This window comes from Lacrimispora sp. (assembly GCF_032078915.1).
In the GTDB taxonomy this organism is placed as follows: Bacteria; Bacillota; Clostridia; order Lachnospirales; family Lachnospiraceae; genus Lacrimispora.
The window spans coordinates 33,417-45,395 of sequence record NZ_DAMAUN010000031.1; the positions used below are offsets into that span (position 1 = coordinate 33,417).

General features: G+C 41.2%; 8 protein-coding genes and 2 tRNA genes. 7 read left to right on the forward strand and 3 right to left on the reverse strand.

Annotation, left to right across the window (positions count from 1 at the left end):
* Positions 1-307: 307 nt before the first annotated feature.
* The 3 genes from RT269_RS13685 to RT269_RS13695 all read left to right on the forward strand — a co-directional run bounded on the left by RT269_RS13685 (position 308) and on the right by RT269_RS13695 (position 2,661).
* A complete protein-coding gene (locus RT269_RS13685; RefSeq protein ID WP_313183408.1) occupies positions 308-2,371 on the forward strand; it encodes a glycoside hydrolase family 13 protein in 2,064 nt (687 codons plus the stop codon).
* 82 nt (positions 2,372-2,453) lie between these two features.
* Positions 2,454-2,535: transfer RNA gene (locus RT269_RS13690), tRNA-Tyr, on the forward strand.
* Between the two features lie 40 nt (positions 2,536-2,575).
* A tRNA-Leu gene (locus RT269_RS13695) sits at positions 2,576-2,661 on the forward strand.
* Between the two features lie 75 nt (positions 2,662-2,736).
* Here the strand turns inward: RT269_RS13695 and RT269_RS13700 are convergent.
* Positions 2,737-3,696, reverse strand: a complete 960-nt coding sequence (locus tag RT269_RS13700) for a LysR family transcriptional regulator (protein WP_313183377.1) — start codon at positions 3,694-3,696, stop codon at positions 2,737-2,739.
* 147 nt (positions 3,697-3,843) lie between these two features.
* Between RT269_RS13700 and RT269_RS13705 the strand changes: the two genes are divergently transcribed.
* Positions 3,844-5,277, forward strand: coding sequence for an aspartate ammonia-lyase (locus RT269_RS13705; protein ID WP_442913819.1), 1,434 nt, complete (start codon positions 3,844-3,846; stop codon positions 5,275-5,277).
* A gap of 78 nt (positions 5,278-5,355) precedes the next feature.
* Here RT269_RS13705 and RT269_RS13710 read toward each other — a convergent pair whose 3' ends face one another.
* Positions 5,356-6,858, reverse strand: coding sequence for a response regulator transcription factor (locus RT269_RS13710; protein WP_313183379.1), 1,503 nt, complete (start codon positions 6,856-6,858; stop codon positions 5,356-5,358).
* The gene (locus RT269_RS13715) at positions 6,848-8,569 is read right to left on the reverse strand and encodes a sensor histidine kinase (protein WP_313183380.1); all 1,722 of its coding nucleotides are present in this window, start codon (positions 8,567-8,569) and stop codon (positions 6,848-6,850) included. The genes RT269_RS13710 and RT269_RS13715 overlap by 11 nt, the downstream gene beginning before the upstream one ends.
* 256 nt (positions 8,570-8,825) lie before the next feature.
* On the opposite strand from RT269_RS13715, the gene RT269_RS13720 reads away from it, so the two are divergent.
* From RT269_RS13720 to RT269_RS13730, 3 genes are all read left to right on the forward strand, one after another.
* Positions 8,826-10,151 carry an ABC transporter substrate-binding protein gene (locus RT269_RS13720; protein WP_313183381.1) on the forward strand — a complete coding sequence of 442 codons (1,326 nt, stop codon included), beginning with the start codon at positions 8,826-8,828 and terminating at the stop codon, positions 10,149-10,151.
* A gap of 66 nt (positions 10,152-10,217) precedes the next feature.
* Complete coding sequence (locus RT269_RS13725; RefSeq protein WP_313183382.1) at positions 10,218-11,102, forward strand: carbohydrate ABC transporter permease; 885 nt, start codon at positions 10,218-10,220, stop codon at positions 11,100-11,102.
* Between the two features lie 12 nt (positions 11,103-11,114).
* Positions 11,115-11,954: a carbohydrate ABC transporter permease gene (locus RT269_RS13730; protein WP_313183383.1), complete on the forward strand. Its 840-nt coding sequence runs from the start codon at positions 11,115-11,117 to the stop codon at positions 11,952-11,954.
* Positions 11,955-11,979: the final 25 nt, after the last annotated feature.

Here is an 11,979-nt window from a genome sequence, read left to right on the forward strand (position 1 = left end):
CGGAATCTGTGCTTTTTTGTGTTCAGTGCTGGACGAAAGGAAAAATGCATAAAAAATCAAAGGTAAAAAAATGATGTTTGTGCACACTTATTTTCTCAGTCGTGATATAGTAATAATCGTAAACCCCCCCAATACATTATATAGTTTTTGCTACACCCCATAAGAAACGAAATACCTTCTCCGAAAAACGGTCAGCTGCCCCGCTGGCCGTTTTTTATGCTTTTTACTTAAAAAGGCAGGGTTGTATATTTTGATTCAATCGGATAAAATAGAATGTATAGATGACGAGAAAGGAAATGAAAATCATATGTGCTTCCAGGCTGAGGCGTTAAATAGAGATGCATTATTTACTGATGAGACAGAAAGTTTCCGATTCCCGGCAGAGCCCTGTGTGGGAGATGATGTGATTCTGATTTTCCGGACGGCAAAGGACAATGTGGACCAGGTCTGTTATATCCAGGAGGGGTTAAGCGGAGAGACGGCCATGGAAAAGGCGGAGTCTGACGGGCAGTTCGATTATTATAAACATAGATTGACGGCAGGACAGCAGAAGATCAGCTACAGCTTTAAGGTGATTAAAGATAGAGAAGTCTGCTACTATAACCGGCTGGGTGTTTCCGGGGATAATCCGGAAGGGTTTTGCTTTCGCATTGTCCCAGGCTTTTCCACCCCTGACTGGGCCAAAGGAGCCGTCATGTATCAGATTTACGTGGACCGGTTCTGCAACGGTGACGTAACCAATGATGTGGCAGACGGAGAGTATGTATATATTGGCCATCCGGTATCCAAGGTACAGGACTGGGGGAAATATCCCAACCAGATGGATGTGGGATATTTTTACGGCGGCGATTTACAGGGGGTGTGGAATAAGCTGGACTATTTAAAGAGTCTTGGCGTTGATGTAATATATTTTAATCCCATTTTTGTATCACCATCCAATCATAAGTATGACTGTCAGGATTATGATTACATTGATCCTCATTACGGCTTGATCGTTAAGGATGGAGGGCAGCCGGTAGCGGACGATGCAGTGGATAACCGGCTTGCTGAAAAATACATGATCCGTACGACAGATAAGGAGAATTTAGAAGCCAGCAATGAATTTTTTGCCCGGTTTGTTAAAGAGGTGCACAAACGTGGGATGAGGGTCATCCTGGATGGGGTATTTAATCATTGCGGTTCTTTTAATAAATGGCTGGATGGAGAACGGATCTATGAGATGTCCGGAACGTACGAGCCGGGAGCCTATGTGTCAAAGGACAGTCCATACCGGTCGTTTTTTAAATTTTACGATGAAGAAGCCTGGCCTTATAATGGTTCCTACGACGGCTGGTGGGGGCATTCAACCCTTCCAAAGCTTAATTATGAGGACTCCCGGACGTTGTATGAGTATATCCTGCAGATCGCCAGAAAGTGGGTTTCGCCACCCTACAATGTAGATGGATGGCGGCTTGATGTTGCGGCAGATTTGGGACACAGCAGCGAATACAACCATAAGTTCTGGGGAGATTTCCGCAAGGCGGTAAAGGAAGCCAATCCGGAGGCTATTGTGCTTGCGGAGCATTACGGGGACCCGTCCAGCTGGCTCCAGGGGGACCAGTGGGATACGGTCATGAACTATGATGCATTCATGGAGCCGGTGACCTGGTTTTTGACGGGCATGGAAAAGCACAGCGATGAAAGAAACCCCAGTCTGTTTGGGGATGGAGAAAGTTTTTTTAAGTCCATGAATTACCATATGAGCCGCATGATGACAGGTTCCATTCAGGTAGCCATGAATGAGCTGTCAAATCATGACCATTCCCGCTTTATGACCAGAACCAACGGCCGGGTGGGGCGGACTTCCACTCTGGGTCCGGAAGCAGCCTCTCAGGGCATCAACAATGGAATCTTTAAGGAAGCGGTTATGATTCAGATGACCTGGCCCGGCGCCCCTACGATTTATTACGGAGACGAGGCCGGTGTCTGCGGCTGGACGGATCCGGATAACCGGAGAACCTATCCCTGGGGCAGAGAAGATTTAGAACTGATCGAGTTTCACCGGTATATGACCGGGCTTCATCACAGCATACCTGCATTGCGCCTTGGGTCCTTAAAGCAGCTTCTGGCCGGGAGACACCTTATCTCCTATGGGCGTTTCTTAAAGGACAGCATATGCGCCGTGGCGGTCAACAATCTTCCGGAAGAACGGCAGATCGGGATCCCTGTATGGCAGTTGGGAATGGAGGATGGGGAAACCATGTCCCGGTACATGCTGACCTATGAAAACGGGTATAATGTAGGTAAAATTCCTTATGAGGTGAAGGACGGCCAGGTGCTTGTCTCCATGCCGGGAACAAGCTCTGTTTTGCTGGTGGCTGTACGGGATTAGAAATTTTATTTTTCTAAAAAAAACCTTGATTTTTTAATGTCCCTGTGATAAAATAACACTCGCTTGCTTAGTAAAAGAGCATGGGTGGGTTCCCGAGCGGCCAAAGGGGGCAGACTGTAAATCTGTTGTCGACGACTTCGAAGGTTCGAATCCTTCTCCACCCAGTCTGTACCGTTATATGGAATAAAAGCGGTATATGAGAATGCCGGCGTGGCGGAACTGGCAGACGCACAGGACTTAAAATCCTGCGGGACTTACCTCCCGTACCGGTTCGATTCCGGTCGCCGGCATGATGAGAAAAACCTTGTACTCTGATATGGAGTACAAGGTTTTTTGTTGTTTAAAATATGAAAAAACTCAAATAATTAAGCCTTTTCCTCCATTTTATGACTGCTCCCCGCAATCTTTAAGAACTCCTCCATTGCCCGGGTGAAACGTCTTCCCGTTTTCCAATAAAAATATAAGTTCCGATGGCAAATTTCACTTTCGATCTTATAATAAATAACATTTGGATGTGAGAGAACCTGTGCAATCAGTGTGTCGCTGATAAAGGATATTCCCATTCCCGAACAAGTTATATTGTAAGAGGTAAGCTGCTGGTCAAGCTCAAATACAATATTTGGAGTAATGCCATGATCCTGGATAATTTCCATCGCGCGCTTCCTTGTATCGTTCTCAGGCTTCAGCATTATAAATGGTTCCTTTTCAAATAGCTTCAGCGGCACTGGCTTCATTTTTTCTTCTAAAAAAGAGCCGTCAAGAATCATCTGTACCGGAACCTGGTACTGCTCTGCTTTTCGGTTAATTTCAAAGGTTTTCGGTACAGCCAGAAGCAAATGTTCTTCCTTGTAAATACTGTTATCAAATATCACTTTGTCCAGAGAACAATTGTCAATCATCAAATCAATTCTGCCGTTCTGAAGATACGATGCCAGCTCCGCTGTGCTCTCTTCAATCAACTCTATCTTAACCATTGGAAAACGTTTTGTAAATTCGCCCATTAAGGGGGGCAGCACCCATGAAGAAAAAAGGCTGCTTCCACCTAGAATCAGCTCTCCTATTTTTAATTCTCCCCAGTCATTTACAAAATTGTAAAACTCACTTTCAATAAAGAGTATTTCCTCCACGGATTTAATGTATTTTTTCCCGCATTCCGTTAGAGTCAAAGGCTTTGTACTTCTATCAAAAATCGGATATCCAATTTTAAGCTCGATTCTTTTTATTGTTGCGCTCAGCGAAGGCTGCGAAATAAACAGCTTTTTTGCTGCTTTGGAAAAACTTTGTTCTTTGTATACCATGTAGACATAATCCATCCCCTTAAACATTGGAAACCTCCTCCGTTTCATGCTATAACTTTATAATTATACTAATTATAGAAATATACGTATTTGATTATATTATAAATAAATTTTATAATAAATACAATACAAAACGGTATTTTACCGATTACGGAGGATCAGTCATTGGATAGCATAAATAACATATATTATAGAGTCGAAAAGGATTCCATAGGAATGAAGGATGTGCCGGGTAATGTGTATTACGGCGTACAATCAATGCGTGCGGCAGAAAATTTTCATATTACCGGTCTCAACATTCACCCTGAAATCATTAACAGCCTTGCTTACATAAAGAAAGCAGCAGCTATAACGAACCTTGAGATAGGTCTTCTGGACAGAAAGATCGCAGAAGCGATTATTCAGGCATGTGATGAAATTCTGGCCGGACAATTCCGCAAAGACTTCATCGTTGATCCGATTCAGGGCGGAGCAGGAACTTCGCTGAATATGAATGCCAACGAAGTGATAGCTAACCGTGCAATTGAGCTTCTTGGAGGACAAAAAGGTGATTATTCCATTGTGAATCCGAATGATCATGTAAACTGTGGACAGTCCACCAATGATGTCGTTCCCAGTGCCGGAAAGATGACTTCTTTAAGGCTACTTAAAAAACTGAAAATAGAACTTCTCCGGCTGCATCAGGCATTTTGTGAAAAAGCTGACGAATTTGACCATGTCCTGAAGATGGGACGCACCCAGATGCAGGATGCAGTCCCCATTCGGTTAGGTCAGGAATTTAAGGCTTATTCAACAGCAATTATGCGTGACCTCCGCCGCATGGACAAAGCCATGGAAGAAATGTGTACTTTGAATATGGGCGGAACAGCCATAGGGACAGGAATCAATGCTGATGTAAATTATTTGAAACGTATTGTGCCTAATTTAGCGAAGGTTTCAAATATGGAATTAGTGCAGGCTGCAGATTTAATAGATGCAACACAAAATCTCGACTCTTTTGTTGCCGTATCAGGTGCTGTCAAGGCCTGCGCCGTGACATTGTCCAAAATTGCCAATGACCTTCGCCTGATGTCTTCCGGCCCAAGAACAGGTTTTCATGAAATCAACCTTCCTGCTAAGCAAAATGGTTCATCCATCATGCCTGGAAAAGTGAATCCGGTGATTCCTGAAGTTGTGAACCAGGTTGCATTTAATATCATTGGGAATGATGTGACCATCACCATGGCCGTGGAAGCCGGACAATTGGAATTAAACGCATTTGAACCTATCATTTTTTATTGCATGTTCCAGTCCATTGACACTCTTGGTTATGCCGTACAAACATTTGTAGATAACTGTGTATCTGGCATTACGGCTAACGAAGCAAGATGCCGTTTCCTGGTAGATAACAGTGTGGGGATCATCACAGCGATCTGCCCCCATGTAGGGTACCAAAAGGCGGCAGATATTGCTAAGAAAGCCATGTTAAGCGGCAAACCCGTAAGAACCCTGATTCTGCAGGAGAAACTTATATGTGAAGAAGAACTGGACCATATATTAGATCCGGTACATATGACAGAACCAGGGATATCCGGGAAAAATCTATTAAAGAAGAAGCTGGAAGCGTAAATAAAAGATAATTGGACTAAGCAAAAAGCCAAATGGATCTGGCCTTGCTTAGTCCAATTTTTATTCTGATCCTGTATTTTACTTTTTACGCAGTAAATGATCCTTCGGAGAATATCCAAACATTTTTTTAAAACGTTTGCTGTAATAAAAAGCATCTGTATATCCTACCAACTCCGCTATGTCCGATATTTTATATTGATTGGATTCCAATAATTTCTTAGATGCTTCCATGCGTATCATGGTGATATACTGAAGCAGGGATTCATTATTTACTTTTTTAAAGACACTGCCCATATAGGAAGGATTCAATTGAAATAAGTTCGCGAGCCGGGTTACGGTTAATTCCGGATCGGAATAATGTTCTTTAATATATGCAATGATTTTCTTGCTTAAGGAGAGATCGGAAGGGATGGTTTCATTTTCAGTCATGCATAACCGCCCATATGCAAGAATGGTACTTTTCACCTGGCTCAGCCGATATTCTTCATCAATGATCTGGGAGGCAGATTCAGCCGGATTGTGGCTGAATTCTACCTGGCCGCCATAATGGATATGATAAGTGGTAAAAAATTCTGTGACGATTAAGTATAGGTATTTCACATCGTACGTTTCTTCCACCGGCTGAAACAGGCTTTGAATGTAAGCTTCCAGCCCCTTTGGATCCTTGCTGTTTAAATAATATAGGATCGTTTGTCTTACCTTGGATAAATCAGCGGTTCTATTTTCCCAGGTAAGTTCTTCTGTCAGGATAAGCTTTGATTCAGGATTAAAATATCGGTGGTTAAGGGCGTAAAGATTTTTTTTATAATCAGGCAGCCAGGATCCTGTCAATGGGATACAGTCTCCCAGCGCTAAAAATGTGTAGGAACGGCATTCTTGTATATCGTTTTCTAAAACTTCTTTTAACTGCTGCCGTTCCTCTTTCTTATGAAGGAAAAATTGTATGGTATAGGCATAATCCAGTTCCTTAAAATATTCACAGTCCAGTCCATGACAGCGGATCTCAGCTACCAGCTCTGATATAAAATCTTCATTTTCTTCATAGATAAAAGCACCTAAATAAAGGGTGTAATCATAAGCGGATACCTCTGGATATCTGGCAGTTAACTCCTCAATGCTCTGACCGCCATTTAGTACATTGGATAGGAACGTGCATTTTTCAAAGTGGTAATACTTTTGAATTTGTTTCTGTTGTTTTTTTAACAATTCTATTTTTTCTTTGGTATCCTTTAAAACAGCGGTTAAGGTAGAAGCATCTACAGGCTTTAATAAATAATCCATGACTCCGAACCGCATCGCGGAACGTGCATATTCAAAGTCATTATAACCAGATAATAAAATGATTTTGGTGGAAGGGTAATTACGGTATACAGATTCCGCCACTTCAATTCCATTCATACGGGGCATTTTAATATCCAGCAGGATAAGGTCAACCGGATGCTGTCTTAATAACTCAAGAACTTCTATTCCGTTTTCGGCTTCCTCTATAAAATGAATGGCCAGTTCTTCCCGTGGAATGATTTTGATAATTCGTTGTCTGATAAAGTACTCGTCATCTGCAATTATAATATTAAGTGGCATCAGTGGACACCTCCTTTTTTCCAATGGTTATGGTAGAGATACAGCCGCCCTTAGGGTGATTGGCAATGGTAAGCCCATATTCACTGCCGTAATAGAGCTGGATTCTCTGGTGAATATTTTTGATACCAAAATGAGTATTACCTGTAATCCATATGCTTTCATAATCCTCTTCCCGGATTCCGATTCCGTTATCCCGGATGGTGAACAAAATGGAATCGGAAGCTTCCGTTACAAGAATATCTAATTGTCCCTTTCCATTCAGCTCTTTGATTCCGTGATAGATACTGTTTTCCACGATGGGCTGCAATAAGAGCTTGAGGCAGGGATAGCCTGATATTCTGGGATCACAGGTGATATGAAAGTCAAACCGGTTATAGTATCTTACCTTCATGATTCTTAGATAGGCTTCGGTTACCGCCAGTTCCTCCTTAACCGTAATGTGGGTATGACCGTTGCTTAGACCCTGACGGTAAAACGCAGAAAGATTCATGACCAGGTCAATGAGAGTCTCCTTTTCATCTATTTCTGCAAGAGAACAGATATTGTCCAGAGTATTATATAAAAAATGCGGATTTACCTGCTGCTGAAGCAGGTCCAGGGATATTTTATTCTTCATTTTTTCTGAATTCAGTAAATCATTCTTTAACTTTTTCTGAGCAATAATCATGCTGTTGAATTCCTCGAACAGTAGACCGATATCACTATCATGATAGGATTCATTGACTGGAATCCATTCGCCCTCCTTTACCCGCTGGGTATGAGAGATGAGCTGGTAGATCGGAGAGGTAATTGTACGGGATACTTTACGGGAGACATTAAGACAGGCAATAATACAAAGCAGGGCCATAATAATGGATATTCCCAGGGTGGTAAAGGTTGGCTGCAAAAAATAGAGCAGATTGATTTCGTTGACGAGATACCAGTCCAGCTCAGGGAAATGTTCAGAAAATATAATCGTGTTCTTAGTCAGTTTGTAATTGCTCCTGTTGATGTAGTTAAGCTTCTTTACATTCTCATAGCGCCTCATTAATGGAATGGAGCCATCTGAGCTTTGTACATTGCCATCCGGGCCTACAATAAAAAGCCTGCTGAAGCTGCTTGCATTATCCTTATAGATATCGGAAATAGTACTTTCGGGAATGGCGATTTCCACATACCCAAGCATGGTACCTGTGGAGCTGCTGTAAAACGGCATCATGAGAGACAAGACATGTATCTCCATATCACGCTCCTTATTGGAGTATTTTATCTCTGGTATCCAGATTTTCCGGTCTGAGGCAGAAGTATTCCGAAGATTTAACGGATAGGGATATATTTCCGTGGTAGCAATCAGCGCATGTTCCGGTGAGTAGATACTGACAGAATGAATAAAGGGCGTAGACTGGATGATATGATTGATCTCGGTTTTTAAATTCATCTGGTCGATGGCATTAAACTCCTTGTTATTGTTATTGAATTTAGATACAATGGCCTGTACACTTTTATCCGTTATAATGGTTTTGGAATAATTATTAACAGATGCGAGATAATAATCCAGCTGGTTGGAAATATAATCCAGCTGCCGGACAGCAGAATTAGTCTCTAATGCCAGAGTATGTTTATAAAATACGACAGAAGTACTGATCAATAATATTATAATGAATAACAGCAGCGTCCGAAACATAGACCGGAAAAATCTCGAATTAATAGAAGTTATTTTTTGAGCCTTCATATGGTTTCCCTTCTGTATGCAAAGCGTGTTTTGATTTCATGGAAGACTTAAATATAACAGTAATATTAGTACATTTTATCGGTTGTGTCCATATTGAATTTGTGTAATTGGACTATTAAACGGTAGATTTGACAAAGTGATATGTAAAATATACATAAAAACTATAAAACGACCATTCATTGTATGGTGATATTTTTCTATAATGGGATTGTGAAGAAGGATGAAAATATGAAATAAAAAAGGAGGAAACAAATTTATGAAAATAAAAAAAGTAATGGCTCTGACATTAGCAGGCATATTGAGTTTTTCTATGCTGACAGCCTGCGGGTCTAAAACAGACAGTGCAAGCAAGGAGTCAGGTGATGAAAAGGTTACAATCAGACTTTTAACAAGAATGGCAGGAACCTCAACTCAGGTAGGTATTTATAACGATATCATTAATGAATTTAAAAGTAAACATCCAGAAGTAACCATCATTGACGACTCCCAGGGTGATGAATCGGCATTTAATAATATCCTGACAACTGATATTGCTTCAGGAACCATAGCTAACATCTTCCGGATCCAGGGGGTTGCAAATCTATCTGACTATATCGACAACGGCTTATTATTAGATCTTCAGCCATATCTTGATGCAGATAAAGAATGGAGCGGCGGATTTACGGAGGGTTCCCTTTCCTATTATCAGGTACCGGGACATGAAGGCACCTATGCAATTCCAATGGAATCCGGCCTGATTGGTGTTTATTATAATGAAATGCTTTTTAAGGAAGCAGGAATTGAAAAATTCCCGGAGACCTGGGAACAGCTGTTAGATGCAATTGCAAAGTTCAAAGAAAACGGAATTATCCCAATTGCTATGGGAGCCCAGTCAACTTATATGGCGGGTCATTTACATGACCAGATCTTCTACAAATGGATGGGAACAGAAGCAGCAAAATTATTGGGAAACAGAGAGATGAAGTGGACGGATGAGGGCGTCGTAAAGACATTACAGTTTGAAAAAGATTTAATTGATGCAGGTGCCTTTGATCCAAGTGCCGCAGGTATCACAGATAATATTGCTTTAACTCAATTTCAGCAGGGGGAAGCTGCAATGGTGATTACCGGACCTTGGAACATCAGTACATTTACAGATAAATCAGCCACACCTGTGTCAGATCATGTTAAGGTTGCAAAGTTCCCCTATTTTGAAGAAAAACCTGAATTTAAAAATCAGGATATGCAGATCCTGAGTCCTTACATGGTAAGCGGTAAATTAGAAGGAAAAGAATTAGACTTAACGATTGAATTATTAAAAATGTTAACCGGTAAAAAAGCAGCTAAGAGATTTGCAGAAGAAGCGGCTTTCTTAATTCCAAGAACCGATCTGGATTTGGATAAGTCAAAATGTACCGACTTATTTATCCAGAATGTAGAGATTGGAGGAACCTCTGAAGGAATCGGTGTCGACGTATTCGACTTTGATCCTTTGACTTCCATGCAGGATAGAACAAGAAATTCAATTGTAAGCTTATTTACAGGGGCCTCTGCCCAGGATGCGGCAGCAGTAATCCAGGCTGAGATTGATAATGCAAAATAAATGATCTGGAATTTCACAATTCATTTTGAATTATGAAATTCCTTTTCATTATAAGGAGGAATTTCATTGATAACATTAAAAAACAGGAAAGTGAAAGTGTACATAGCATTGTTTTTACTGCCGGCATTGATCGTATATCTTTTATTTCAAATTGTACCTTTAATTCTGGCATTTTACTTTTCACTGGTTGAGTGGAATGGCATCTCGGGTGCGTCTCTTAAATTTGTTGGACTTAAAAATTATATCGATGCATTTCATAACGCGGACTTTTTACTTTCCATTAAAAATATGGTGAAAATGGTATTCTTCAGCGTATTATTCCATACGCCCATTGCTTTATTAACGGCGGTTGCAATTAATACCAAATGCAAAGGATACCGGGCATTTAAAGCTCTCTTTTTTGTACCTACGGTTTTTCCCTTAACTTCCGTCGGTTTGATGTGGTACTTTGTGTTCATGCCCACCGGTTCTCTCAATGCGTTGCTAAAGAGCATCGGTCTGGCCGACCGGGTGGTTCCCTGGCTGGTGGATCCTGCTACTGCTATGAATACTATTGTATTTGTTAATATATGGGCCGGCATCGGCTACTATATGGTCATTCTCCTTGCAGGACTTACGACAATTTCTGATGAGCTGTATGAGGCAGCTTCTATTGACGGAGCTACTGCCGTTCATAAGTTCTTTGAGATTACGGTCCCTATGTTAAAATCTACAATTTCCATGTGCATTTTGATGGATATTATCGGCTCTGTGAAAGTTTTTGACCTGGTATTTGCAATGACCGGCGGAGGACCAAACGGTCTGACGAATCTTCCTACAACATTAATGTACAATGAGGCATTTAAATACAGCCATTATGGACTTGGAAGCGCGATAGGCATTATTATTCTGATCGCCTGCCTGGCAGGAACATTAGGAAGTAATTTTATAATGTCCCGTAAACACGATTAAGGGAGGAACGCTATGAAAAAAACAGAATCAAAGAGCAAGCTTGGTAAAGTCATCATGTACTTATATCTGCTGGTAATGACAGTGGTATTTGCCATGCCGATGGTTTTTACCTTATTATCCTCTGTGAAAACAAAGCTTGAAATCTTCTCAGACCCATTTGCGCTTCCTAAGGTACCGCAGTTTGTCAATTATATCGTAGCCTGGAAAGAAGCCAATATGAGCCGGTATTTCATCAACAGTATCCTGCAGGCCGGTACTACTGTTATTATATTGGCAATCATGGCATCCATGGCGGCATATGTTTTATCCAGGTTCGATTTTAAGGGGAATAAGTTTCTGCTTTTATTCTTTACCGTAGGAATGATGGTTCCCATGCATACGGTCTTGGTACCTGTTGCCTATATCATAGGTGCCCTGAACTTAAAAAACAATATACTGGCCCTGATTCTGATCTACGTATCCTTTAGTCTTCCTTTTAGTATTCTTGTGATGACTAATTTTATGAAAGGCGTCAATCGTTCTCTGGAGGAAGCGGCAGTAATCGACGGTGCAACGTATTTCCAGGTATATAGGCTGGTGATACTCCCGCTTTGTATTCCTGCATTATCTACTATTTCAATCTTTAATTTCTTATCGGCCTGGAATAATATTTTATTCCCGCTGTTGTTTATCAACGATAAAAAATTGAAGCCCATATCCCTGGGGCTGCTGAATTTTAACGGTGAGAGAGGAAGTGATTACGGTCCATTAATGGCAGCTATCGTAATTACGGTAGCATTGCCTCTGATTCTTTACCTGTTATTCCAGGAAAAAGTAGAGGGCGGACTGGCAGCAGGGGCTGTAAAAGAATAAACAATGTTCAGATCAGGAGGATAAG